This is a genomic window from Clostridium sp. LS3 (genome assembly GCF_055330225.1).
In genome coordinates, this window is the sequence record NZ_CM143921.1 from 2,318,140 (window position 1) to 2,343,544 (window position 25,405).

Consider the following 25,405-nt stretch of genomic DNA (forward strand, 5'->3'; position numbering starts at 1 on the left):
TTACCCCCTATAATTTTTTCTTTGAAATAGTGTTAAATTTAATATTATTATTTTCTAAAAATTCATTAAGAGAGATTGCTTCATCTAGTGTTAATTCAAATGCAATTTTAACTTCAAATAATTGAGTATTGTCTTTTTTTACATCTTTTGTAGATGGTGTATTTTCTTGTGGTGATTGCTCTTTAATTACTTCCTTAACTCCTTCTTTCTTCTCTAATTTCTCTTGCTCTCTTTTAGCTTTCTCTTCAGCTACTTTAGCTGCTCTTTCTTCTGCTAGTCTTAAATTATTTGCTGTATTATTTATCTCTTTTATAATGAATGTAGGATTTACCCCATCTTCTAATTTCTTTATATATAAATCTGAATTAAGCTTAGAGATGATATTTGCATTTGCTTGATCTATAGACTCCTTAATTATTATTAAGTTTTCTTGATAAATTCTTTTTTCATCTTCTTGTGCTTTATAGAGATCTTCTGCCCTGTTAAATACATCTTCCTTTATTACTTTCTTACTTGTAGCTACTAAAGTATATCTATCTAATACAGTAAGTGAATTAGAGTATTTATTATCTAAAGGATATTCTACTAAAGCTTCCTTAATCATTTCTCTAGCATACTCTCTCTTTTCTTCTCTCTTCATTTCATCAAAAATTGCGATACCTTCCTTTATTGGTGCATCAACCTCAGATATTAAGTCTACTAGTTCTTTGCATTGACCCTCAAAATTCTTGATTGGTGCTTCTAACTGCTTCTTAATCTCCTTACGATTAGAATCTATATCCTTCTTTAATCTGCTTAAATCCTTTTGGATATCCTTACAATCCTTTAAGTTATCATCAGTAACAACTATTCCTTTGTACTTTTCTAAATTCTCAGTTAAAGATGCTTTAACTTCCTCAAAATTCACATTAACTACAGCGTTTGTTGTTTTTACTATTAAATCTCTCATTCTTAAATCCCCCTATAATGGTAAGTCTTCTTCGCTTACATTATTTTTATTTTCTTCTTGTCTTTTTTTAGTTAACTCTTTTTCTAAATCCTTTTTCTTTTTATTAAGCATATTAATACAAGTTCCAAGTGCTGCATTAGTTATCTCTTCAACCTTAGTAACTCCTGCCCATTCTAAGAATTTAGCTTTATTAGTATTAGTTTCATCAATTAATCCATTTATAGTTAGTACACTTGCTTTATTAATTTTTTGCTTTCCTAACTCTGCATCTTCATCAATATTTCCGTTATCTATTGCATCACCTTCTGCAATTTCAAATGCCATCATGTAAAGATATCTTCTAGCAAAGCTTTGTGTACCTCCTATATTTTGTATCATGCTACAGCCTTTAAGTGCTGCTACATCAACAGGGGTAGACCATTCTCTTATTTCATTACTATCTGTATCTCTTACATATAGCCATGCCTGCTCATTTGTATATTTAAACTCTGTATATAATCCAACTTCAAAACAAATCTCATTAATATCGGGTAAGAAATCTCCTAATTCAAAGTAATAGTAGTTTGAATATTTGTTGTATCCAGTTTTCTTAATTTCCCTTTTTTGTAGATCAACTCTAGCTTTTTGTATTTTCTGATATATATTAAGCTTTTTAACTTCCGCTGCCATTTACTTATCCTCCTTAAAATTCACTATTAATTTATCTTTTTCACTGCAATAACTAACTGTATCTATAAAGTAATCTCTATTTTCAGCATCGTATATTTTATACTCAGCATTGTTTAATTCTTTAATTTGAGCATTTAAGCTATTTATTAAAACTTCTAAAGCACTCATAAGCCCTCCTATAAATCTCTTATAGTTTGTCCGCTCTTTATGTCGAACACTTCTCCATTGTCTATATCTTCATCATCTGCTATAATGTCATTGATTAGTTTTACATGCTCATAACTCTTACTTTGGTCGGTGGAGTAATGAGCTATTTCTTTTTCTAACTCTTCAGATAAAATTTCTTTGAGCATTCCACCCTCTTTTTCTAGTCTTTCAAGAGTTCTTGGAACAACATTATTTACAATGTCTAAAATTAATCCCATACAATTCCTCCTTAATTTTTAATAATACTTTTGTAAATACAGCTTTATCTCCTTTAATAAGAGTAATTAAAGCCATTACACTTAATAAAGCTACAAAGCAACTTGCAAATACATAAGACATCTTAAGTAAAGTTAATAGATAGATTCTAGTTACATACAGTAGATACATAACTTTTCTCCTTATATGATTTATAAATTTCCTTTTGTTCCTCAACTATCTCTTTATCTCTTTTTACACTTAACATTTTTGTTACTATATCATTTAATCCAAATATATTTATTGCTTCCTCTAGCATTTCTTGTGTAGACATTTAGATTACCTCCTTGAAATCTACTTGATTATTTATTCTCTTTAATTCCATACTTAAATCAACACTTAAGTTATAAGATTCTATTAATTTTAATGCTTCTTTAAATCTATTCTTTGGAGTACAATCATAAGCTGGTACATCAAAATAGTTATTAAATGCTCGTCCCATTTCCGAATAAACTTTCCCTCTAAAACTTGAATCTTTATAAGCTATTGATTTCTTTCCTCCTAGTAATTCAGATACTCTTTTATGTCTAGCATTTTGAATAGCCTTTCTTTGGCTTGGACTTACTTCTAATCTTTCAAGTTGGTCCTCTATTTTAGTTACTCTTTCTTCATGTTCTTCTATGACTTGATATTGAAGTCTTAATTGATCCATGGGACTTAATGATTTAGTTTTATTCTTTAATGATTCCTCCATATTATTAAATGCTTCTATATATTTAAGTTTCCAAGCATCAGCTTTTGCTCCTGTAAATCCCATAACTATAAAAGTAAATCCATCCCTAGTTAATAAATACTCTTTATACTCATTTCCATTATGGTTATATGTTGTTGGTATAAATAACTTCTCAGTTTTAACCTCCGAATTTTGGGCAGTTAAACTTTCAATTTTATTTTCTATAGCTTCTACTACATGAGAATTTCTTTTCCCAAAATCTTCTGCAATTTGTCTACTAGTTACTACAAGTTGTCCATCTTGTTTTAAAATGTTTATAATTTTATTCATAGCTTGTCCTCCTTAATTTTTATTCTATAAAGTGTTTCTATAATTTTATACTTGAAAGTATATTCATACTTTCAGTACCAACATTAACAACTTTAACAAGTGTGTTTTCAAGAATATTTATTCTATCTCTTAGTTCTTTATTTTCATTTTCTAACCTCTTTCTTTCGAAATGAGATAGTGGATTAGGTTTGTAATTATCGATGGATTGAATTTCTTCTAAGTAATAATACGGTTTATCAAAATTCAAATTTCTTGTTATGATGCCACTTTCCTCATAATTGATAATTGTTCTAGTTGTAACTCCCCATCTTTCAGCAAGATCTTTTCTACTTATCAAAGTTTGTTTCATATTTCCTCCTAACTTGTGATTTTTAAATCTTTGAATATATCATCTGTAGTACATCCATAAACTTCTGACATTCTCTTAATCAGTTGTGCTGATGGCGTTCCTCCCCATCCTTGCTCTAGCTTATAAAATGTGCTCTTACTAATCTTTAGCTTTTCAACTGCATCATTAAGTTCTATTCCTGCGTTAATTCTTCTCACTCTTATCGGTGTTATTTTCATAAGCTTGTCCTCCTTTCTTGAAATACAAGATAAAGTTGTTATGTTAGGTGAATCAATTATCTTGTTATGTTTACATATTATCAGTAATACCGATATTAGTAAACTGATATCGCATTATTAATATCGGTATTAATGAAGTTTATATCGTTATTTCTTTTATTTTCTTTATTTTTCTTATAATTACTATTGATTTTATCGGTAATTATGATAATATTATCGTATGAGGTGAATTTGTTATGTTAGGTGATAAAGTTAAAAGTATTAGAAAAGCTTTAAAAATTACACAAAAGGAACTAGCTACAACTATAGGTGTTAGCCAGTCTACGATTGGAATGATTGAGGGAAATAAGCAAGGTGCTAGTAATGATACGTTATTAAAATTAGCTAAAGCGTTAAATACAACTGTTGATAATTTGCTATCTAATGATTCTATAGAGCAAGAAATTAAACCAATGTTATCTAAAAAAGCAGAAAAAGATATCGCAAAAGCACTAGAACAAACATTAGAAGATTTAGAAAACTCTCAAGACGGGTTAATGTTTAGTGGTGAACCTTTAGATGACGAAACTAGAGAATTATTGAAAATAAGTTTAGAAAATTCTATGAGATTAGCTAAGCAAATAGCTAAAAAATATACTCCAAACAAATATAAATAAGCACGAATGATATGGTGGGATGAGAATGGACTATATAAAAGAAAAAGTTATTAAGTTAAAAAAAAGATATAATACTAAAAATCCTTTTGAATTAGCAAACCAATTAAATATTATTGTTATTTTTGAAGATTTAGGTGAGATAAATGGATATTATAATTCCTATGTTAGGCAAAAATTTATACATATAAATAATAATTTAGATTACAGAACTCAAATTTTTACATGTGCTCATGAATTAGGGCACGCCATAATGCACCCTAATTCTAATACCCCATTTTTAAGAAAAGGAACACTTTTTTCTGTTAATAAACTAGAAATGGAAGCTAATCAATTTGCTATAGATCTTATAATAAATGATGATGAATTTAAAGATTTATTAGAAAATAATCTATATACTATAAATCAACTTTCAGATTATTTTGGAGTTAATTTAGAAATTATAGAATACAAACTTAAAAGACTATATAAAAAATTATTAATTTCTACTTAAATGAAGTTATTTATTTTTATTATAAAAAGAACATAAGTTCTAAAAGGAGGTATAATCTATGGACTACAATATAACTTATAGACAGAAAGATAAAGGATGGCAATTTATTATTTCTAGAAAGGAGGAAAATGGTAAATGGAAACAAGTAAAAAGCAAACAAGGCTTTAAAACTAAAAAAGATGCTAAACCAACTGCAGAAAAAATGTTAAAAGAAATAAAAAAAGAATATTTAAATAGAAATGCAATTGTAAATTCTAAGTTTAAAGAACTTACTTTAAAGAATTTGCAAGATGAATATTTAGAATACAGTAAATTATATAAAGAGCCAAATACTGTTAGAGCGTATGGATATTCTTTTCATGCTTTTAAAGATTTAAAAGATTTAAAAGTTGAAAATATAAAACGTGGGGACATAATGAAATGCGTTAATAATCTTATTAGAAATAAAATTAAAAATAATACTATTTCGATTTATATTAGTCATTTAAAGATATGTATCAATTACTACATTGAAAACTATAATAACAATTATGTAAATCCAGCGTTAAATATCACTCTGCCAAATGATAAAACAAATTTTGAACGAAAAGCTATATCTAAAAAAGAAATGGATTTATTATTTAAACAATTACTTAAAGAAAATAATAATTATTTTTTAGTAGCTTATATAGCTGGTACTTGTGGACTAAGATGCAGTGAAATACTCGGACTTACATGGAATGATATAGATTTAAAAAACAAAGTAATACATGTAACTAAGCAATGGAAACACTTAAAAGATGGTACTATAGGATATGGTCAGCTAAAAACTAAAAATTCATATAGAGATGTTCCAATATCAACTGAAATAGTATCTGTATTAAAACAATATAAAGAAACACATCTTATAACTATTAGTAATAGAGTTGCGCCTTTTGGTGTTGGAACAATAACAAAAAGATTTAATCCAACTCTATTAAGAATCTGCGGAACAACTGTGCATGGTTTAAGACATAGTTATGCTACTCTGCTAATCGCTAATGGCGTTGATTTTAAAACTACTGCTAAATTTCTAGGGCATACAGTAGAAATGACAATAAAGACATATAGTCATGTTACAGATGAAATGATAAAAAATGCAGCTTTGAAAATTGAAAATATTTTCTAAAAATTTTTTGACGTTTTTTTTGACGAAATTCTTCAATCCCTTAATATAAGCCATATCTTAGTTTATATCAGGATATCTCGGTTATATCCATATTTCCACTAACTTTTATTTTAGATAGTAATTTTTGATATTCTTCAGTTCTTATTTTAGTGATTGCTATTAAAACTCCATCAACTCTAAATCTTATTAATATATCTTCTTTTTGTGGTTCAAAGTGAATATCTGAAGCTTTTAATTTTATTGCCTTGTTTAATATAACTTCAAATAGATTTTCTTTTTCTCCCAAAAATATTTTTTCAATAAGATCTTGTATAAACTCTTCACTTACTTTGTGTACTTGTAACCTTTTTGAAAATAAAAATTCTATTTCATCCTTATTATTTAGTTCGTCCCTTGATGCTAACATAATTATAGAATCCTCTTTAACCATAATCGGCAAAGATTTATTTTCTAAAGCTTTATTTTTATTCAACTTTCTAGATATACTTATATCAACTTTTGATATATCAAACTCTAAAATATTCATATAACATCACCATTTAAATTATTGTCCCATCAAGGAAAATTTATACAATTCTTTTTTTAGATTTTAATATATTTTATAAACACCTTCTATAATAGACGCTAGTTTAAACATCTAAGAAAATTATAATATATTTAATTCATATATTTTCTTAGATAAAAAAAGAGATATTTATAATTTTACTTATAAATATCTCTATCTGAATCTAATAAAATGATATGATCCAGAATCCCCATTAACCATACTAATAGCGTCATCTGAACATTTGTATATCTTTTCCTGTTTATGATCTTCTCCTCCACTAAAAGTTATATTGCCATCCTTATCTTTAGAAAGTCCTTTTTCTAAATTTATAAACTTAGGAAAATCAAAAACTAATCTTTTTATAGTTCCTTCTTTATATTTATATAAGGAATAATTATTATCTTGTAATTTTCCTAAAATAAATATACCATCTGAATTTGATTCTATATCACTAACATCTGAAATATTTTTTATTGTTTCTGTAACTTCTCCATTTTTATTTATAACTTTTACTAGCTTTTGTTTTCCTCCCTTGTCTTGAACTAATACTATTTCATTATCTAAAACCTTTAAAAATTCTACATATCCTAAATCAAGCTTATATAGAAGTTTTTCTTCTTTATCTATAATATTATAAATAAATATTCCATTATTCTTATCATTATCTATTCCATAATAAACTAATGTATCTTCATCTAACCAATCAATTAATTCTCCAGAAATTGATACATTACTATTTATTTGTATTTCCTTACTTTTTGATAAATCTTTTAATTTTAATTCTAAATAATCTTCTCTTATAAAGTAAGCTAAATAATCTCCACCTATAGATAACTTAGGTGATATTACAGTTTTTCCTTCTTCTATTAACTCTTCTTTACCTAAATAGTTAACTTTATTTTGCCCATTTTCATTATAAATAAAATTTCCACTTTTCAAATCATAGGCTGTAATTAAATATTCAGTATCTATTTTTTCATATTTGTCATTTGTTAAATTATATATTTTGTACTCACCTAAGTTTTCCAAAGCTATAGCTCCGCTCTTTATATCTATTTTTTGCTCTTCTTCTTGCTTATTATTGCATCCATATAAAAACATACTTATTAATAAAATTAGACTTACAAGGAAATTTATTCTCCTTCTTTTTTTATTCATTTTTTACCTCTTCTAATTAATATAATTCAACTTTACAAATAAAATCTGTTGATTCAATCATATATATTTCATTATCTATTATTTTAACTAATTAATTTCCTCATAAAGTTAAATCCACTAACTTTATTTAATTATAATCTAAGTATTTCCAAAATTATACCTGATTATATTTATTTTCTTTAAAAACTCTTATTTCTAGCTTTATAACCACCATTGATAATTACACTAATTAAATGTTATACTATCCTTATCTTATTACCAAAGAAAGGATGATACTTATGGCTTTGGATGGTATCTACTTATATAGTTTAGTATATGATTTAAAAAAATCAATATTAAATTGTAAAATAGATAAAATTAATCAACCAGAAAAAGATGAAGTAATTTTAACCCTAAGGAAAGATAGACAAAATATTAAGTTATTAATTTCAGCTTCTTCTAAATTCCCTAGAATTCACTTAACTAATATAAGTAAACCTAACCCATTACAAGCACCTATGTTTACTATGGTTATGAGAAAATATTTAATTGGAGGAAGAATAACTGATATTTCCCAATTAAATGGAGATAGAATCCTTCAATTACACATAGAATCTACAGATGAATTAGGATTTAACAGTAAATATATTTTAATAGTTGAAATTATGGGAAGACATAGCAATATAACTCTTGTTAGAGAAAGAGATAATAAAATTATGGAATGTATTAAGCATATTTCTGCCGATATAAATACCTATAGAGTTTTATATCCTGGTATAAATTATGTATATCCTCCGAGCTCTAACAAATTAAATCCCTTTAATTTCTCAATAGATGATTTAAACCTATATTTAGATACTAATAATGTAACTATTGATGAAAATATATTCTCAAATGTATTTACTGGTATAGGTAAATCTCTATCTAAAAGTATATATAAAAATATTTCACAAGATAATAATACCATAAATATAGAATTAATTTTTAATTTCTTTAAAATCTTCATAAAAAATTTAGAAAATAATTTCAAATTTAAGATTTATATGGATAAGGATATTTTTAAAGATTTTCATTGTGTAGAGTTAGAAAATTTAGAAGCTATATATTCATCATTATCTTTTAATAATCCAAGTTCTTTGCTTGATGAATTTTTCACTGTAAAAGACAAACAAGATAGATTATTAAATAGGTCTGTAGATTTACAAAGATTAATTTTAAATAATATAGATAGATGCAATAATAAGGCTAAGAAATTAAAAAATATACTTAAAGAATGTGAAGAAAAAGAAAAATATAAAATTAATGGTGATTTATTAACTTCTTATATATATATGATTAAAAAAGGCTTAAAAGAAATATCATTATTAAACTTTTATAGCGATAACGAGGAATATGTAACTATAAAATTAGATGAAAATAAGACACCATCAGAAAATATACAATCCTTATATAAAAAATATAATAAACTAAAAAAATCTGAAGAAGCTGCTTTAGAGCAGCTAGAGAAAAATGAAGAGGAACTCCTATACTTAAACTCAGTTATGACAAATATCTTAAATTGTGAAAGCTATATAGAAATAGATGATATAAAAAAAGAATTAGTTGAAACTGGGTACTTAAAATTTAAAAATACAAGTAAAAACAATAAAAAAGATAAATCCTCTAAGCCTATACATTTAATTTCCTCTGGTGGAATAGATATTTATATTGGTAAAAATAATATTCAAAATGATTATTTAACCTTGAAGTTTGCTAATAAAAATCACATATGGCTTCATACTAAAAACATACCTGGTTCACATGTTATACTTTGTAGTGATAATCCGTCTGATATAGCTTTAGAGGAAGCTGGAATCCTTGCTGCTTATTATAGTAAAGCAAAGAATTCTACAAAGGTTCCAGTAGACTATACTAAAGTAAAAAACTTAAAAAAGCCTAATGGCTCTAAACCAGGAATGGTTATATATCATACAAATTATACTTTATACACTGAACCATCACTATATAGCAATTTAAAAATTGAAAATAATAAAATTATTAAATAATAAAAAAGTAGAAACCATATTATTGTATAATCACAAAATATGGTTTCTAATTTTTATATATGATTTATAAGCATATCTCCATTATTTTTTATAAGTTCATTATCAAAATATTGGTAGTAATAGCACTTTAACTTACCATTATATAACTTTCTATTTTTAGTTGACTTTCTTCCAAAAGGTCCTTCAAATCCTTCATAGGATGTAAGAATATTATAATCCCAATTGAAAAACTTCTTTTTAAAACTTCCAAAAGTTTTATATAGCTGTTCTACTTCTTTCTTTTCTCCTAATCTTTCTCCATATGGAGGATTAGAAACTATAAATCCATATCTACTGCTATTTGAAAAATCCTTAAAGTCTCTTCTTTGGAATTCAATGTACTTTGAAACTCCTGCCTTTTCAGCATTACTTCTTGCAACCTTAAGTATTCTTCCATCTATATCATATCCAATAAGTTTTATATCCTTATTTTTTATCGCTCTTTCTGCACCTTCTCTAACTTGTTCAAAAATATCAGAATCCATTGTAGGCCAAGTTTCACATGTAAAGCTTCTACACATTCCAGGTGCAATATTTTGCATAATCATAGCTGCCTCTATAAGAATAGTACCTGAACCACAAAATGGATCTACTAAAACAAAATCTTCTTTCCATCTTGATATAAGTACCATTGCAGCTGCTAAAGTTTCTTTAAGTGGTGCTGCTCCTGCTTCTTCTCTATACCCTCTTTTATGTAATCCTGGTCCTGAAGTATCTATAGTTAATGTGACAACATCCTTTAAAATTGATACTTCAATCTTATATAAGGGACCATTTTCTTCAAATTGACTTATTCCATAAGAATTAGTCATGCTATCGACTATAGCTTTTTTTACTATAGATTGACAATCTGGAACACTATGTAATGTAGATTTAACAGACTTACCATTTACATGCATAATCCCATCTTTAGGAATTATATCACTCCACTTAACATTCTTTGTACCTTGAAACAATTCCTCAAAACTCTTAGCTTCAAACTCTGCCATATTTATTAAAATTCTATCTGCAGTTCTTAAATGAACATTAGCGATAGCTATATCCATTTCATCACCAGTAAAATAAACTTTACCATTTTCTGTTTTTAAGTCTTCATAACCCAATGCTTTTAACTCTTTAGCTGTAATGCCTTCTAGCCCAAAGGTAGTGGTGGCAATTAAATTATATTCCATATTACTCTCCTTTATCCTTCGAATATTTTTACTGAGTCTACTCCATCAATTTCTTCTATTTCAACTCCTATTATTTCACTTTTTGATGTAGGTATGTTTTTTCCAACATAATCAGCTCTTATAGGTAGCTCCTTATGACCTCTATCTATTAAAACTGCAAGTTGTATTTGTTGTGGTCTACCTGAATCAATTATCGCATCAATTGCTGCCCTTACAGTTCTACATGTATATAAAACGTCATCTACTAATATTACTTTTTTACCAATGACTTCTACACCTAAATCAATATTATTTACTCTTGGACTATCCTTTATTTCTGTTATATCATCTCTATACAAAGTTATATCAACATATCCTACTGGTACTTTTACCCCTTCTATATTTTCAATATTTTTTGCAATTCTATTCGCTAAAGGATAACCTCTTCTTTTAATCCCTACTAAAACTATATTTTCAACACCTTTATTTTTTTCAATTATTTCATGTGATATTCTTATTAAAGTTCTTTTAATCCCTTTATCATCTAATAAATTTGCTTTTAACTTCATTAAATACACCTCTATCTTCTTATATTCTCTAATAGTTCTAAATAATATTTAGGTAAGTCTGAATTAAATTCTATATATTCATTAGTTCTTGGATGAATAAATCCTAAGGTTTTTGCATGTAATACTTGACCTTCTAGCTTAAACTTTTGTTTTTTATTCCCATAAAGAGGATCTCCAACTAAAGGATGACCTATAGATGCCATATGAACTCTTATTTGATGTGTTCTTCCAGTTTCTAAAGTACATTTTACTAAAGATGTTCCATTGTTGTACTGTTCTAAAACATTATAGTGCGTTACAGCTCTTTTTCCATCCTCAACAATAGCCATTTTTAATCTATCTTTTTTATTTCTCCCAATAGGCTTATCTACAGTACCTTCTAGTTTACTAAACTTTCCTTCTACTAAAGCATAATATTCTCTTTTAATTGTATGATCTTTAAATTGCTTTGCTAGCTTATTATGAGACTCATCATTTTTAGCTATAACTAATATTCCTGATGTATCTTTATCTATCCTATGTACTATTCCTGGCCTTATAACTCCGTTTATTCCAGATAAATCTTTACAATGAAATAGCAATCCATTTACTAATGTACCACTATAATTTCCAGGTGCAGGATGTACAACTATCCCCTGTGCCTTATTTAAAACTATTACATCCTCATCTTCATAGACTATATTAAGATCTATATCTTCTGGAACTACATCAAGTTCTATAGGCTCTGGCATGATTACGGTAATCTCATCTTTTTCTCTTAATTTATAATTACTTTTTACATATTTACCATTTACTAATACTGAACCTGAATCTATCAATCCTTGTATAAATGATCTAGACTTTCCTTCTATCATATTAGACAAATACTTATCTATTCTTGCTCCTATATTGTTCTCTTCAGTTATTTTAAATACTAATTCATCCATTGATATGAATCTCCACTTTCTTTATAATTCTTAACACATTATAATACATTAAAACCTTGCACTCAATAGTTAAAGATTTATTAAAAATAAAAAATCCGTATTAAACGGATTTTATGTATTAATTTTTAGCGAAAAAGCTTTTTATCTCGTCCATATCTTCAGTATAAACTTCTTCTATTTCTTCTATGTTCTTATTTGATAACTCTATACTTCTTTCACTAGCTACTTCTTCTAAAGGTTCAGAAACGCTATAATTTTTAGTTAAATCTCTTTCTAATTCATCAAAAGTTTGAGTTTGTGCATTCATAAAGTTTCTAAATTTAGCTCTAAACTTAATAAATTCTTGCTTAACTTTCTCATATTCATCATTTATTTCAATTACATCATTATGGGCTTTATCTAAAACCTTTTGAGCTACATCATTAGCATTTTTTATTATTAGATCTGATTCTCTTTGAGATGTTTCTCTAGCTTGTTCAGCTGCATTTTGTGCTAACAATAATGTATTTTGAATAGTATTTTCTATTTTTACATAATGCTCTAATTTTTCATTAACTCTAGATAAATTTTCTTTTAATCTTGAATTTTCTTTATAAAGCTCTTCATAGTTCTCTATAATTTCATTTATAAATTCATCAACCTCTTCACTATCATATCCTCTAAATCCCTTTTTAAATTCTTTATTACTTATATCCATTGGAGTAAGCTTCATAAAATCACCTCTACATTATATATATTTTTTTATTATAACTCTCTGTTTACCACTTCTAGTTCCGCCAATAACATCTCCAACAATAAACTTTCCAATTCCTCTAATTGTAATTCTAGTATCTTTCAAAATGTCTTGACTTTTATCTTTTGCTTTAACATAATTTATTAAAACTTTACCACTATCTATAAGCTCAATAGCTTTTGCCCTAGATAAATTAGCAATTTTTGCAACAATGCTATCTGCTCTTAATGAAGAAATATTTATAATTATCTCTTCAAACTTTACAGATGGAATATCATCTATATTCTCTATTATTTTTATTTCCACAGGAGATTTTCCTATCGAAATAAGATTATTTAATATATAATCAGATATTTCTTCTAAAACCGGTAAATATGCCTTATTTTCTCTAACTAATATGTCTCCTAATTTATTTCTATCAATTCCTAGAGACAATACAGCTCCTAAATAGTCTCTATGCTCTAAAGCTGAAAAATTCGATTTATTAATAATTTCTAAAATTTTAATTGGATATTCAATATTATAACTATTATTAAAAGATATCATTCTTCTTTCAGATTCATCAAAAAAACCATTACTTTCAACTAAAAAAGTATTAGTATTACAATTTTTCTCAAAAAAGCTCCAAATATTAGGTGAATAAAAACCATTGCTAAAAATAGTTATATCTCTTTCATAGGCTAACTTATACTTTTCATATATTTTTATAGCCTCTTTCACATCATCCTCAGTAAAACTTTTAAGTATAGTTTCTTTTTTTAACATTAAAAATACATCCTAATAGTTGACAATAATATAATTGCAAATAAAGGTGAAAAGTCAAGCATACTATTACCTATAATTTTCTCTTGTAAAATTCTAAATGGTTTTAATATAGGGTTATTGAATGATGTAATTAATTCATAAAAAGAACTTTGCCTAACATTTGGTAAAATAGACATAAAGGCTTCCATAATAATAGTTATTTCTAAAACTCTAGATAATAACTTTATTGCTGTAAATATTATTCCTATATAAATCTCCCCCTATTTATTCCAATTAAATAAAGCCTTTGAACTTAATTCATTTTTTAATTCGTTAGTAACTTCTACATTAGAAGGTGACAGTAAGTAAACTCTTTGCTCTATTTCTTGTAGTGTGGCACCTAAAACATAGCAAGATCCACTTATAAAATCTACTAATCTTTGAGCTACCTTTGTTTCTAAAGTAGTAGCATTTACTAAAACTATTTTTCTTGCTTTTATAGCATCAGCAATTTCTCTAGCATCATCATAATTAGTTGGTTTAGTTACCATTACCTTCGCTGTTGATGAAGTATGAATATTAACTACTTTATTGCCTTTTTGTTTTGATATAATTGGTTCTATTTCTTCTTGTATTTCTTCTTCAACTTCTACATCTTCTAATTCTTCAAAATCATCCTCATACTCACCTAGCCCAATTATTTCTTTAAATTTTCCAAACATATTACCCATTCTTTACTCCTCCTAACGTATTTCTTTTACCAAATATTCCTTCGCCAACTCTTATTAAGTTGGCTCCTTCTTCAATTGCTATCTTATAATCATTTGTCATTCCCATAGATAGAATCTCCATAGAAATGTTTTTATATGAATTCTTGCTTAATTCATCATATATACTTTTCATTTTTTCAAAATAATATTTATTTTTATTATCATTTCCTTTTGGAATTATGGTCATTAATCCTTTTATTTTACAATTATTACATAGCTCTATTTCATTTATTAAGTCATTTAGTTCTTCTTCAAAAATCCCACTTTTACTGTCTTCTCTTCCAATATTTATCTGTATTAAAAGATTAGCTATGCAATTTTGCTTAGAAAATTCACTTTCTATCTTTTTTAACAACTTACTGCTTGATAAGGAATGTATTAAATGAACTTTTCCAACTAAATACTTAACTTTATTAGTTTGCAAACTACCTATAAAATGCCATCTTATATCTTTTTCAAGGATTTCTTCTTTATTAATAAGTTCTTGAACTTTATTTTCTCCAAAGTCTCTTTGACCAGTTCTATATGCTATTTCTATATCTTCTATAGGTTTAGTTTTCGAAACTGCTACTAATGTGACATCTTTAGGTAAAGCATTTTTGATTTTAGTTATATTTTCTTCTATAATCAAGACATTTCCTCCTAAAGAAGTTATTTATACAATGTAAATATTCTTCAAAAAAACTTAAATTCCTTCAATTTTAAAATTTTTTTTAATAAAATTTTATTTTCCTTCATACCTTTGCATAAACCTTGCTTCAGTATTTTGACTCGTTGCTGGAATAATTATTTCATCTTTTTGCTCTATATCAACTTTAATCTTTCTTAAGATCAATTTTTGCATATGACTATTTTCAGATAATAATGAAGCTTTCATTTTCTCTGGATCACCTATCATATATATATAAAATGGTGCTGATTCCCATGAATGATCTTCAAACCCTATAAACGCCGAATTACAAGTTACCCCTGTATTAGGTAAAACTCTATGTCCCTTTATAGCTATAGCCTCTGCACCTGCTTTTCTAGCTTCATTTACTATTAATGCCATATCCTCTTGGTGAAATATTTTTCTCATTATGTCACCTTCTGTATCTAATACTTTATCTATATCTCCATCTTGTACTTTTATAACTAATCCAGCTCCTTTTACTGCAGTAACTCCACTTAATTTTCCATAATCAAGTAACTGGCTTTTCATATCCTCTACAAGTTTTTTATTTTTTTCTGGATCATTTCCTTCATATTTACTTATTTTATATCTATAATCTATGTTTTCACTTTTTATACTTTCTATTTCCTTGTATAGCTTATTTCTTTCTTCCAAGGCTTTTTTATATTCAACTGCATTCAGAGATATACTATAACTAGTTTTATTTAAGTCTATATTAATCATTATAAGAATCCCTGTTATAATTGAAGCTATTAAAATAAAAATTTTCCCTTTCAAATTTTTCATTTAATCACCTCGTTTATGAGACTTTAGCTTTTCAATTAATAATCTTCTTATAACTGCAAAGTTATCAAATATTCTACCTCCAAAGACTATAACAGCTGCTATATATACTGGTATTCCAAGTTTATCTCCTAAATAGGCTAAACCTGCTGCTAATATTGCATTTCCAAAGAAACCTGAAATAAAAATATCTGCTTTAAAGTTTTTTGATAATGATGCCCTTACAGCTCCAAACACAGAATCTAAACACGCTAATATTGCAACAGACATATAGGGAGATAAAGTATTTGGTATATTTATATCTAATAATAATCCTAAAAGTATGCCTATTAAAAGTCCTATAAATGCTATCATAAAAATCCCCCCTAACTAATTTACAGGTTTAATAAATTCAGTTTTTAAAGATTGTGTTGTTTTATTTATTATTATTTCATCACTTTCTTTTACTTCAACATTGTAGTTTGGCAATGCTCCATAGTCTAATACTCCTATAAAATTAACTTCTACACTTAATGCTTTATTATCACCTATAGCCTTTATAACTATTTTGTCTTTTGGATTGATTCTACCTGCTGTACCTATCCAAATTCCATCACCAGAAACCTTTATTCCACTTTGAGGAGTTACTCTAAAATCATTTACTGATATAGCTTCAGCTCTAGCATACCTTAAAGTATTAACTATATGTACTATTTCATCTTCACTTATACTTCTAGAATTACCAGTATTACTAGAACCAAATATATCAGTTTTTGGTGTTATAGTTATAGCTATTCCAGGTCCCTTTACATCCACTAACCCTAGATTCATTCTAGAATTATCCAATTGCTTCTTTATTTCTGCTTCAACAGCACCTTCTTTAGCTGCTGTTTCTTCTAGCTTCTTTAACTCCTCTGACAAACTATTGTTTGACTTTAATAATTCTTCTTTTTGCTTTTTTAAGTCATCTATTTCTGCAATTATATCTAAATTTTGAGTAGCTGTATTGATTTTGTTTTTTTCGTTAAGTAACTTAAATTGATGTGCTAGCAAAAATCCTAAAAGTGCACATACAATAGCAACAAATATTTGTGATGTAGCTCGCTTCATATAGCTTCCCCCTTCTCTAATTTTCTTGCTTTATAACTGGTAGACCATCAAAACTCATATCTATATATCCTTTTGAAATAACGCCTTGTTCTATAGCATTAAGTGATAAGTTCATTTTATCTACTAAGTCATTGCTGTCTCCAATCATTATTTTTATATTTCCGATATAACATATTATGTTATTTAAGTCTTCAACATCTATTTGAGAAAAAACATACTCATCTGGCATAGCCTCAACTATTTTATAAAATTTATCTAATGTATCTGAAAAATTACTCTCCTCAGAAACTTTATTTCCTATAGTTTTATCTGATATATCCATTCCTATAAGTTTTACTAATTTTCTATCTTCTAAACTGACTAACTCCTCAACAATAACTCCATTATTATTAATAACCTTTATTTTATTTCCATCATCAAAATAAAATGCAATTTTATTTTCATTTACATTTATATGCAAATTATTTATTCCTTTTTTAGTTATTTTCACTTCATTTATATATGGATTTTCTTTTAGTACTTTTTCCATCTCCTTATAATCTATAGTAAATATATTTTGACCTATATTATATTTTAATTTTTCTTGTAGCCTTTCATCAGTTAATGTAACTAATCCACTTATAGTTATTTTTTTCAAATTAAATACTGGAGATTTATATACAAATATTATTATTCCTATTATAAAAACAAATACCCCTAAAATTAATTTCTTTAATACTTTTTTTCTCTTCTTTTTTCTTATAAATTGATTTGTTTTGTTATTCATAATTCTCCTACTTTTACATAATATAATTATATACTATAATAATATCACTTTATGGGTATTTTTTCATTATTATTTTTACTAAATTTAAATTTTTTATAATAATTTATTTAAAAAAGATATATCTTAAAATTTTACAAAGAAAAAAGAGTGAATAATAAAGAAAAACCCACTCTTTTTAATAAAATTTATAACTCTTTCCCTTGTGTTTGTCTTGATATGTTTAAAAGTATTCCCATTGCCATCATATTAATTACTAATGATGTACCTCCATAGCTTATGAATGGCATTGGAACTCCTGTTACAGGCATAGACCCTGTTACAACTGCAATATTAATAATAGCTTGAACTGCAATTATTGAAGTTATTCCTATTGCTAGTAGTGTTCCATAAGTATCTTTTGCTTTCATTGCTACCTTTATTCCTCTCCATACAAAGAATACAAAAAGCGCAATAATAAAAAGGCATCCAATTAACCCAAGTTCTTCTCCTATTATGGAAAATATAAAATCATTATGTGGCTCAGGCATATATAAAGTTTTTTGTCTAGATTGACCAAGTCCTAATCCAGTTACTCCTCCAGCTCCTAGTGCATAAAAAGATTGAATTAATTGATATCCATCTCCAGCTGGGTCTTTCCATGGGTTTAGGAAATTCAGCATTCTAGCCCTTCTATAATCTTCCCCAAATATGAATACCATAACTGCTACTAATAACACTGGTGCAACCTTACCAAACAAATCTTTAATTCGTCCGCCTGCAACGAAAAGCATTATAAAAGTAACAATCATAATAATTGCTGCTATACTCAGGTTCTTTTCTGCTAATATCATAGCTGAGAAGAACCCTGATACACCTAGATAGGGTACTATTCCTGACCAAAATTTTTTCACCCCATCTCCCTTTAAATCTAAACTCATAGCTAAAAATAAAACTACTACATACTTAGTAAGTTCCGAAGGTTGAAATGATAATGGTCCTAACTGAATCCACCTCTTTGCTCCATTTACTGCTGGAAAGAAAAATACGGCTACTAATAATGGAACAGTTATTATCAAAAGATGTGGAGTAATTTTTTTTAACTTATGATAATCGAAAGTAACCATAACCCCCATCGCTACTAACCCAGTTATTGCCCAAATTAATTGTTTTTTTAAATATACCATGCTATCTCCCTCTTTAAACATAGCATAGTATGAACTTGCTGAGTATATCATAATTACTCCTATTGCTAGTAAAAATATAACAGCATAAAATATACCATAGTCAATTTCGCCAACTCTTACACTGGACTTTTTTTCTCTCATAAAAGCTCCTCCAATTCAATGATTAAAGGGCTATAAATCCTATAAAGCATAATATTACAGTTACTATAGAAAAAACTGTAACAATTTTTGTTTCACTCCATCCTACTTGCTCAAAATGATGATGAATAGGTGCCATTTTAAATAATCTTTTTCCTCTTAATTTATACGATGAAACTTGTAAAATTACTGATATTGTTTCAAAAACATATATTCCACCAACAATAAATAGTATTAATGGTAATTCTAGAATTAATGCAATAGTAGCTATAGCACCTCCAATTGCAAGGGAACCAGTATCACCCATAAATACTTTTGCAGGGTAAGCATTGTATTTTAAGAATCCTAGCAAACCTCCTGCTAAAACGACTGAAAATACTGCTAATGATTCATGTTTCATTGTAAATGCCACAACTGCAAAAAATGTTAATACTAAAACACTGACAGTAGATGCTAATCCATCTAATCCATCTGTTAAATTAACAGCATTAGTAGCACCTGCATAATATACTATTACAAAAGGAATATACAATATCCCTAGTGGTATTTTTGTATCAATAAAAGGTATTTTTAAAGCAGTTCCTAAATTAACATATCCATAAACTGCAATTGCAGTTGAAAAGATAATTAATAGCACCATTTTTTGCCAAGCCTTTAATCCTTCATTTTGTTTCTTTATGATTTTTAGAATATCATCTAAAAATCCTATAAACCCGAAAGCAAGTAGCGAATAAAGCGCAATCATCGCTTCGTCCATTGGATTAAATCTCATAACCACCATAACTATTAATGTTGATATTATAAATATAATACCTCCTATAGTTGGAGTTCCTGCTTTTTTAAGGTGGCTCTGAGGCCCTTCTTTTCTTATATTTTGACCAAACTTTAATCTTCTAAGCATTGGTATTGTTATAGGTCCTAGTATTATCGATATTATAAAAGCTAACACTAATCCTAAAGTTAGATTTGATGTTACTATGTCTATTAATTTATCCCCCATTGTAGCTGCCTAAATAGGCAGTTCACCTCCTTCGTTATATTGAGACTTCTTCTAATGAACTAACTATATCTTCAAACTTCATACCTCTTGAAGCCTTTACTAAAACTACATCATTTTCTTTAAACATAGTATTTATATTTTCTATAAATTCTTCCTTAGTAGCAAAAGTAATGATATTTTCTCCTGTAAATCCTGATTTAAAATAACTTCTATATTCTCCTATAGCAATTAATAAATCTACTTTATTTGAAGCATAAATTCCTACTTCTTTATGTGATTTTACAGCTTCATCACCTAGTTCATTCATAGTCCCAAGTATAGCTATTTTTCTTCCTATCTTGTAAGTACTTAGTACATCAATTGAGGATTTCATTGAATCTGGGCTAGCATTATAACAATCATTTATAATTGTTAATCTATCATTTTTTAAAACTTGTAACCTCATAGATGTAGCTTCTAAATTTTCAATCCCTTCTTTCATTTCAGAAAAAGAAACATTTAAAATTTTAGCTACTTCTATTGCAAGCATTGAATTTAAAACGTTGTGCTTACCAGCCATAGGTATTATAAATGTACTTTCCTCATATTGATCCTTAACAGTAAATGTTGTTTTGTTCTCCTCTAGTATAATATTAAATGCATAAAGATCATATTCATGATTATATCCAATTTTTACAATTTTAAAACATTTATCTTTTATTCTTAATAAATTCTTATCTTCTCCATTTATTACAAGAGTATTACTTTCGGTAAAGTAATTAAATATTTCTGATTTTGCTTTTAAAATGTTATCTTGAGTTTTCAAATTTTCTATATGAGATAATCCAATATTAGTTATTACCGCTATATCTGGTCTAGCACACTTAGCCAAGACATCTATCTCTCCTAAATCACTCATTCCCATTTCTAAAACAGCTACATCTATTGTGCTATCAAGCTCTAATATCATTAAAGGTAATCCTATTTGATTGTTAAAATTGCCTTTTGTTTTAAAAACCTTGTATTTTTTGCTTAAGAAAGCTGCAATTAAATCTTTAGTAGATGTTTTTCCACATGAACCAGTTACACCAACAACTTTTAAACCTAACTTATTTCTATAAAAATTAGCAAGATCTAACAAAGCCTGTGAAGTGTCTTCTACCTTTATTATGGTGCCATTATTCTCTATTTTGCTTACATCAAATAAAACTTCATCTACTACTGCTATAGATGCTTTTTTAAAAAAGGCTTCATTTACAAACTTATTTCCATTAAAATTTTCACCTTTTATAGCAAAGTATATATTGTTTTCTTCTATCTTTCTTGTATCTATACAAACATTGTTAAAATTAGTTTTTCCTTCAATTATTATTTCGCCTCGTACAGCTTCTAAAAGTTCATCTAACGATAATTCCAATTTATGCACCTCTAATTATTTCTTTTTATTTGATAAAATTTCATCAATTACTTCTCTTTCATCAAAATGAATTACACCTTCATTAGTTATTTGGTAATTCTCATGACCTTTTCCAGCTAAAACAACTACATCTCCTTCTTCAGCCATACCTAATGCAAGTTTTATAGCTTCAACCCTATTTTCAATTGCTAGATAATTTGACTTTGTTATTCCTGCAACTATTTCTTTTATAATAGCCATTGGATCCTCTTCTCTTGGATTATCAGATGTTATAACAGCTAAATCTGCAATTTCTGTTCCTATTCTTCCAAGTTCAGCTCGTTTAACTTTATCTCTGTCTCCACCACATCCATATACTGCAATTAATCTATTTTTAGCAAATCCTTTTAATGTTTCTAGTATATTTTTTAATCCGTCTGGAGTATGTGCAAAATCTATTATTACTTCGTATGGTATATTATATTTATATCCAACTCTCTCACATCTTCCTGGTACTATAATATCTAATAAACCTTCTTTTATAAACTCTTTGTTTATATCTAAAATACTCATTGCTCCAACCGTCCCTAAAGCATTATAAACATTATATTCTCCTGGTAAAATAGAGTTAAAATCTTCTCCATTTATCTTAAAGTGTATATCTCCTTCTTTTAACATAAGATCTGATGCTTTAAAATCACTATTATTTCTTATTGAATAAGTTTTTACTACTTTATTTCCTAATTTTTCAATATCCTTTAGCACTCTATATCCATAATCATCATCAACATTAATAACACAAGCTTTACTTCTTTCAAAAAGTTTGAATTTAGCATTATAGTAATTATCAAAAGATTTATGGAAATCTAAATGATCTCTTGTTAAATTTGTAAATATTCCAACTTCAAATTCACAACCATAAACTCTATCTAAATATAAAGAATGTGATGAAACTTCCATAACACAATATTCACAGTTTGCCTCTACCATATCCTTAAATAATTTTTGAAGCTCCAATGACTCTGGAGTAGTTCTTTCTGATTTTAGTTTAATATCTCCTATATAATTAGCTATAGTACCAACTAACCCAACTTTTTTACCTGCTTTTTCTAGCATTGACTTTAACATATATACAGTTGTTGTTTTTCCATTTGTTCCTGTAACACCAATTAGTTTTAAATTCTTAGTTGGATGTCCATAATAGTTAGAAGACATAGTAGCAAGTGCTTTTCTACCCTCTTTCACAACTAAAACAGTTATATCCTCCCCTTTAATTTCAATATTTTTTTCACAAACTATAACCTTTGCTCCAGCTTCTACTGCTTTATTTGCATAGTTATGACCGTCAACTTCAAATCCTGTAAGGCATACAAATAAGTCACTTTTATTTACTTTTCTGCTATCATACTGAATACTGTTTACTTCTTTATCTAATGTTCCTTCTAATAATTCATAATTTACTCCCTTTAATAAATCTAATAACTTCATTTCACCATCTCCTTAATATTCTAAAAAGAACTCCCCATATCTTTTGTATAAAAATTTAGCATGTGAGTTTCCCACATGCTAATGTAAAGGGATATTCTAAATTAATCTCCATATTCTTCGTTTAATATAAGTTTTACGTTTGTTCCTTTTGTAATCATCTCACCCTTTGGAATGCTTTGTTTAAATATAGACCCCATTCCCTCAGATGTATATTTAATGCCTAAATCATCGAGAATTTTAGTTGCAGACTCTAATGAGTACCCCCTCAAATCTGGCATAACGACATTTTTATTATAAGACTCTGAGTCACCTATGTCTATATTAATCTTAGAATTTTCTTTAACAGTATATCCTGGATAAGGTTTTACATTTGTTATTATAGACCCATTTCCTTGAATATTATACTCTAAATTGTATTCTTTTAATATTTTTTTCGCTTCATTAACTTCTAATCCTCTTATCTCAGGAATTACTACTTCTTTTACTATGCTATCTATATTATCTTTCGATATTTCTGAACTCATATAATTAAATATGTCTGTAAATAAAATATTCGCAAGAGGAGCAACTATTTGACCTGCATAATAGGTTCCTGTACCAGGTTCATCTATTGATATAAACACTGATACCTTAGGATCATCAGCTGGCGCAAAACCAGCCAAAGAAGATATATATTTTCCTGATTCATATCCTCCACCATTTGGGTTAACCTTTTGAGCAGTCCCTGTTTTAGCTGCTATATGATATCCTTCAACATAAGATTTACTTGAACCACCTTGAGCTACAGTTCTTTCTAAATAATCTCTTAAAATAGCAGTGTTCTCTTCACTTAAGATATCTACTATATTTGGTTCAAAAGTTTTATCAGTTACAATATTATTATACTCATCCTTATGAATTACTTCCTTCATTATATGAGGTTGAATAAGCTTCCCTCCGTTTACAATACTATTAAATGCAGTCATGTATTGAACAGCATTTACAGTATTCGTTTGTCCAAATGAAATCGTTGCAAGGTCAGCCTCTGTAATATCTTCAGTTTTTTTAGTTATTCCTTTTGCTTCTCCTGGTAAATCCACACCACTCACTTTTCCAAAGCCCATTTTTTTTATATACTCATTTAGTTTTTCTTTTCCTATTCTTTTACCTATATCCATAAAACCAACATTGCAGGAATTTTCAAGAATTTCAGGTAATATTTGTGTTCCATGTCCTGATGTCTTCCAACACTTTATTGTATGAGGTCCAACTTTTAAGCTTCCATTACAGGTAAAAGTATCTGACTCTTTAACTAATCCTTCTTCTAAATTACCTATCATTGTTACAACTTTAAAAATTGATCCTGGCTCAAAGGTGTCATTAACTAAATGATTTCTCCACATCTTTTGAACCTTTTCAGCTGTATTTTCTCCGCTATAATTTTCTATTCCTTCATATGGTTTATTAGGGTCAAAATCAGGCTTATTTACCATTGCTAATATTTCGCCATTACTAGGATTCATTATTATTATAGAAACCTGCTTTGCTTGGTTATCCTTATATCCCTTTTCTGCTACTTTCTCAGCAAATGCTTGTAAATTAGCATCTATAGTTAAAGTAACATCCTTTCCATCTACTGGTGGTGTAAATTTTGAAATTGTATATGGTAATTCATCGTTATACTTCTCTAATTCAGAAATACGAAGTCCAGGAGTGCCAGATAGATACTCATTATATTGTAATTCTACACCAGTTAATCCTTGCCCATCAATATTAGTACTGCCTAATACATGAGCTAAAAAATTTCCCCTTGGATAATATCTTTTTGTATCTGGAGATACTATTACTCCTGGTATGTTTAAATTTTTAACCTTATCAGCCGGTTCTTTCTCTATTCTTCTTACTAATGTTGCAGCTCCTGCATCTGCTCCACTTGGAAGCTTTGTATTTAATTTCTTAAGAACCTTTTCTACATCCATTCCTAAAGCTTCTGCTATTTTAGGGGCTATATTTTCATTACTTGAATTTTCTTTTCTTAAATGGGATCTTATTGAGTTAAGGTCAAAATCTACTCTATAAACATTTGCAGATACAGCGAGTTCTACCCCATTTCTATCAAGTATTCTACCTCTTCTTGCATCAATTTTAACTTCGCTCGTCCACTGCTCTTCAGCTCTTTCTGAGTACTCACCTCTTTTAACTATCATTATGTAGGACAATCTAATTATTAAAAGAGCAAATAAACAGGTTAATGCGGTAAGCGCTAATGACATTCTCTTTTTCATTAGCGCTTTATCCCTATAATTCTTTCTATTCACATCAATGCCTCCATGTAATTGATTAAAAA

Annotated in this window: 32 protein-coding genes; 4 read left to right on the forward strand and 28 right to left on the reverse strand. The window is 27.6% G+C overall.

Annotated features, from left to right (window positions below; all coding sequences use genetic code 11):
* Positions 1 to 7 precede the first annotated feature (7 nt).
* Genes ACZJV1_RS10875 through ACZJV1_RS10915 form a run of 9 tightly spaced genes read right to left on the reverse strand, consistent with a single transcriptional unit; the run spans position 8 to position 3,650 of the window.
* Positions 8 to 949 (reverse strand): DUF1351 domain-containing protein, encoded by a 942-nt coding sequence (locus ACZJV1_RS10875; RefSeq protein WP_463650143.1) that lies wholly within the window; start codon positions 947 to 949, stop codon positions 8 to 10.
* A 12-nt stretch (positions 950 to 961) separates the two neighbouring features.
* Positions 962 to 1,618 carry an ERF family protein gene (locus ACZJV1_RS10880; protein WP_463650144.1) on the reverse strand — a complete coding sequence of 219 codons (657 nt, stop codon included), beginning with the start codon at positions 1,616 to 1,618 and terminating at the stop codon, positions 962 to 964.
* Positions 1,619 to 1,786, reverse strand: a complete 168-nt coding sequence (locus tag ACZJV1_RS10885) for a hypothetical protein (protein ID WP_463650145.1) — start codon at positions 1,784 to 1,786, stop codon at positions 1,619 to 1,621. It lies immediately after the preceding gene.
* 8 nt (positions 1,787 to 1,794) lie between these two features.
* A complete protein-coding gene (locus ACZJV1_RS10890) occupies positions 1,795 to 2,043 on the reverse strand; it encodes a hypothetical protein (protein ID WP_463650146.1) in 249 nt (82 codons plus the stop codon).
* A complete protein-coding gene (locus ACZJV1_RS10895) occupies positions 2,015 to 2,212 on the reverse strand; it encodes a hypothetical protein (RefSeq protein ID WP_463650147.1) in 198 nt (65 codons plus the stop codon). The genes ACZJV1_RS10890 and ACZJV1_RS10895 overlap by 29 nt, the downstream gene beginning before the upstream one ends.
* Complete coding sequence (locus ACZJV1_RS10900) at positions 2,190 to 2,354, reverse strand: hypothetical protein (protein ID WP_463650148.1); 165 nt, start codon at positions 2,352 to 2,354, stop codon at positions 2,190 to 2,192. Before ACZJV1_RS10900 ends, ACZJV1_RS10895 begins: the two co-directional genes overlap by 23 nt.
* Complete coding sequence (locus ACZJV1_RS10905; protein WP_463650149.1) at positions 2,355 to 3,083, reverse strand: ORF6C domain-containing protein; 729 nt, start codon at positions 3,081 to 3,083, stop codon at positions 2,355 to 2,357. It abuts the gene before it with no gap.
* A gap of 37 nt (positions 3,084 to 3,120) precedes the next feature.
* A complete protein-coding gene (locus ACZJV1_RS10910) occupies positions 3,121 to 3,432 on the reverse strand; it encodes a transcription factor (protein ID WP_463650150.1) in 312 nt (103 codons plus the stop codon).
* 8 nt (positions 3,433 to 3,440) lie between these two features.
* Complete coding sequence (locus ACZJV1_RS10915; protein ID WP_463650151.1) at positions 3,441 to 3,650, reverse strand: helix-turn-helix domain-containing protein; 210 nt, start codon at positions 3,648 to 3,650, stop codon at positions 3,441 to 3,443.
* Positions 3,651 to 3,886: 236 nt separating this feature from the next.
* On the opposite strand from ACZJV1_RS10915, the gene ACZJV1_RS10920 reads away from it, so the two are divergent.
* From ACZJV1_RS10920 to ACZJV1_RS10930, 3 genes are read left to right on the forward strand one after another with little or no spacing between them, the layout of a single operon-like run.
* On the forward strand, positions 3,887 to 4,306 hold the full coding sequence (locus tag ACZJV1_RS10920; protein ID WP_463650152.1) for a helix-turn-helix domain-containing protein: 420 nt from the start codon (positions 3,887 to 3,889) through the stop codon (positions 4,304 to 4,306).
* Between the two features lie 25 nt (positions 4,307 to 4,331).
* The gene (locus ACZJV1_RS10925) at positions 4,332 to 4,796 is read left to right on the forward strand and encodes an ImmA/IrrE family metallo-endopeptidase (protein ID WP_463650153.1); all 465 of its coding nucleotides are present in this window, start codon (positions 4,332 to 4,334) and stop codon (positions 4,794 to 4,796) included.
* Between the two features lie 58 nt (positions 4,797 to 4,854).
* Positions 4,855 to 5,943, forward strand: coding sequence for a site-specific integrase (locus ACZJV1_RS10930; RefSeq protein ID WP_463650154.1), 1,089 nt, complete (start codon positions 4,855 to 4,857; stop codon positions 5,941 to 5,943).
* A gap of 67 nt (positions 5,944 to 6,010) precedes the next feature.
* Here ACZJV1_RS10930 and ACZJV1_RS10935 read toward each other — a convergent pair whose 3' ends face one another.
* Positions 6,011 to 6,469, reverse strand: coding sequence for an ATPase, T2SS/T4P/T4SS family (locus tag ACZJV1_RS10935; protein ID WP_463650155.1), 459 nt, complete (start codon positions 6,467 to 6,469; stop codon positions 6,011 to 6,013).
* Between the two features lie 192 nt (positions 6,470 to 6,661).
* On the reverse strand, positions 6,662 to 7,648 hold the full coding sequence (locus tag ACZJV1_RS10940) for a hypothetical protein (protein WP_460287371.1): 987 nt from the start codon (positions 7,646 to 7,648) through the stop codon (positions 6,662 to 6,664).
* 278 nt (positions 7,649 to 7,926) lie between these two features.
* On the opposite strand from ACZJV1_RS10940, the gene ACZJV1_RS10945 reads away from it, so the two are divergent.
* Positions 7,927 to 9,672, forward strand: a complete 1,746-nt coding sequence (locus tag ACZJV1_RS10945) for an Rqc2 family fibronectin-binding protein (protein ID WP_460287372.1) — start codon at positions 7,927 to 7,929, stop codon at positions 9,670 to 9,672.
* Positions 9,673 to 9,725: 53 nt separating this feature from the next.
* Here the strand turns inward: ACZJV1_RS10945 and ACZJV1_RS10950 are convergent, their stop codons facing one another.
* The 17 genes from ACZJV1_RS10950 to ACZJV1_RS11030 form a co-directional block, all read right to left on the reverse strand.
* Positions 9,726 to 10,883, reverse strand: coding sequence for a THUMP domain-containing class I SAM-dependent RNA methyltransferase (locus ACZJV1_RS10950; protein WP_460287373.1), 1,158 nt, complete (start codon positions 10,881 to 10,883; stop codon positions 9,726 to 9,728).
* Between the two features lie 11 nt (positions 10,884 to 10,894).
* Positions 10,895 to 11,431, reverse strand: a complete 537-nt coding sequence (gene pyrR, locus ACZJV1_RS10955; protein ID WP_460287374.1) for a bifunctional pyr operon transcriptional regulator/uracil phosphoribosyltransferase PyrR — start codon at positions 11,429 to 11,431, stop codon at positions 10,895 to 10,897.
* 11 nt (positions 11,432 to 11,442) lie between these two features.
* Positions 11,443 to 12,357: an RluA family pseudouridine synthase gene (locus ACZJV1_RS10960; RefSeq protein ID WP_460287375.1), complete on the reverse strand. Its 915-nt coding sequence runs from the start codon at positions 12,355 to 12,357 to the stop codon at positions 11,443 to 11,445.
* Between the two features lie 118 nt (positions 12,358 to 12,475).
* A complete protein-coding gene (locus ACZJV1_RS10965; protein ID WP_460287376.1) occupies positions 12,476 to 13,069 on the reverse strand; it encodes a DivIVA domain-containing protein in 594 nt (197 codons plus the stop codon).
* Positions 13,070 to 13,084: 15 nt separating this feature from the next.
* Entirely contained in the window at positions 13,085 to 13,855 is a 771-nt protein-coding gene (locus ACZJV1_RS10970; protein ID WP_460287377.1) for a YlmH/Sll1252 family protein, read from the reverse strand.
* Entirely contained in the window at positions 13,855 to 14,109 is a 255-nt protein-coding gene (locus ACZJV1_RS10975; RefSeq protein ID WP_460287686.1) for a YggT family protein, read from the reverse strand. The genes ACZJV1_RS10970 and ACZJV1_RS10975 overlap by 1 nt, the downstream gene beginning before the upstream one ends.
* 6 nt (positions 14,110 to 14,115) lie before the next feature.
* The gene (locus ACZJV1_RS10980; RefSeq protein ID WP_411167946.1) at positions 14,116 to 14,565 is read right to left on the reverse strand and encodes a cell division protein SepF; all 450 of its coding nucleotides are present in this window, start codon (positions 14,563 to 14,565) and stop codon (positions 14,116 to 14,118) included.
* Positions 14,558 to 15,235: a YggS family pyridoxal phosphate-dependent enzyme gene (locus ACZJV1_RS10985; protein ID WP_463650156.1), complete on the reverse strand. Its 678-nt coding sequence runs from the start codon at positions 15,233 to 15,235 to the stop codon at positions 14,558 to 14,560. Before ACZJV1_RS10985 ends, ACZJV1_RS10980 begins: the two co-directional genes overlap by 8 nt.
* A gap of 93 nt (positions 15,236 to 15,328) precedes the next feature.
* Positions 15,329 to 16,063, reverse strand: coding sequence for a DUF881 domain-containing protein (locus tag ACZJV1_RS10990; RefSeq protein WP_460287381.1), 735 nt, complete (start codon positions 16,061 to 16,063; stop codon positions 15,329 to 15,331).
* Positions 16,064 to 16,414 carry a small basic family protein gene (locus ACZJV1_RS10995; RefSeq protein ID WP_411167949.1) on the reverse strand — a complete coding sequence of 117 codons (351 nt, stop codon included), beginning with the start codon at positions 16,412 to 16,414 and terminating at the stop codon, positions 16,064 to 16,066. It lies immediately after the preceding gene.
* Positions 16,415 to 16,429: 15 nt separating this feature from the next.
* Positions 16,430 to 17,149, reverse strand: coding sequence for a DUF881 domain-containing protein (locus ACZJV1_RS11000; protein WP_460287382.1), 720 nt, complete (start codon positions 17,147 to 17,149; stop codon positions 16,430 to 16,432).
* 16 nt (positions 17,150 to 17,165) lie between these two features.
* A complete protein-coding gene (locus ACZJV1_RS11005) occupies positions 17,166 to 17,915 on the reverse strand; it encodes a cell division protein FtsQ/DivIB (protein ID WP_460287383.1) in 750 nt (249 codons plus the stop codon).
* 185 nt (positions 17,916 to 18,100) lie between these two features.
* Positions 18,101 to 19,219 carry a stage V sporulation protein E gene (gene spoVE / locus ACZJV1_RS11010; protein WP_411167952.1) on the reverse strand — a complete coding sequence of 373 codons (1,119 nt, stop codon included), beginning with the start codon at positions 19,217 to 19,219 and terminating at the stop codon, positions 18,101 to 18,103.
* A 22-nt stretch (positions 19,220 to 19,241) separates the two neighbouring features.
* Positions 19,242 to 20,216 carry a phospho-N-acetylmuramoyl-pentapeptide-transferase gene (mraY, locus tag ACZJV1_RS11015; RefSeq protein ID WP_411167953.1) on the reverse strand — a complete coding sequence of 325 codons (975 nt, stop codon included), beginning with the start codon at positions 20,214 to 20,216 and terminating at the stop codon, positions 19,242 to 19,244.
* A 34-nt stretch (positions 20,217 to 20,250) separates the two neighbouring features.
* Positions 20,251 to 21,612, reverse strand: a complete 1,362-nt coding sequence (locus ACZJV1_RS11020; protein ID WP_460287384.1) for a UDP-N-acetylmuramoyl-tripeptide--D-alanyl-D-alanine ligase — start codon at positions 21,610 to 21,612, stop codon at positions 20,251 to 20,253.
* A gap of 15 nt (positions 21,613 to 21,627) precedes the next feature.
* Entirely contained in the window at positions 21,628 to 23,079 is a 1,452-nt protein-coding gene (locus ACZJV1_RS11025) for a UDP-N-acetylmuramoyl-L-alanyl-D-glutamate--2,6-diaminopimelate ligase (protein WP_411167955.1), read from the reverse strand.
* 101 nt (positions 23,080 to 23,180) lie between these two features.
* A complete protein-coding gene (locus tag ACZJV1_RS11030; RefSeq protein ID WP_463650157.1) occupies positions 23,181 to 25,376 on the reverse strand; it encodes a stage V sporulation protein D in 2,196 nt (731 codons plus the stop codon).
* Positions 25,377 to 25,405 lie beyond the last annotated feature (29 nt).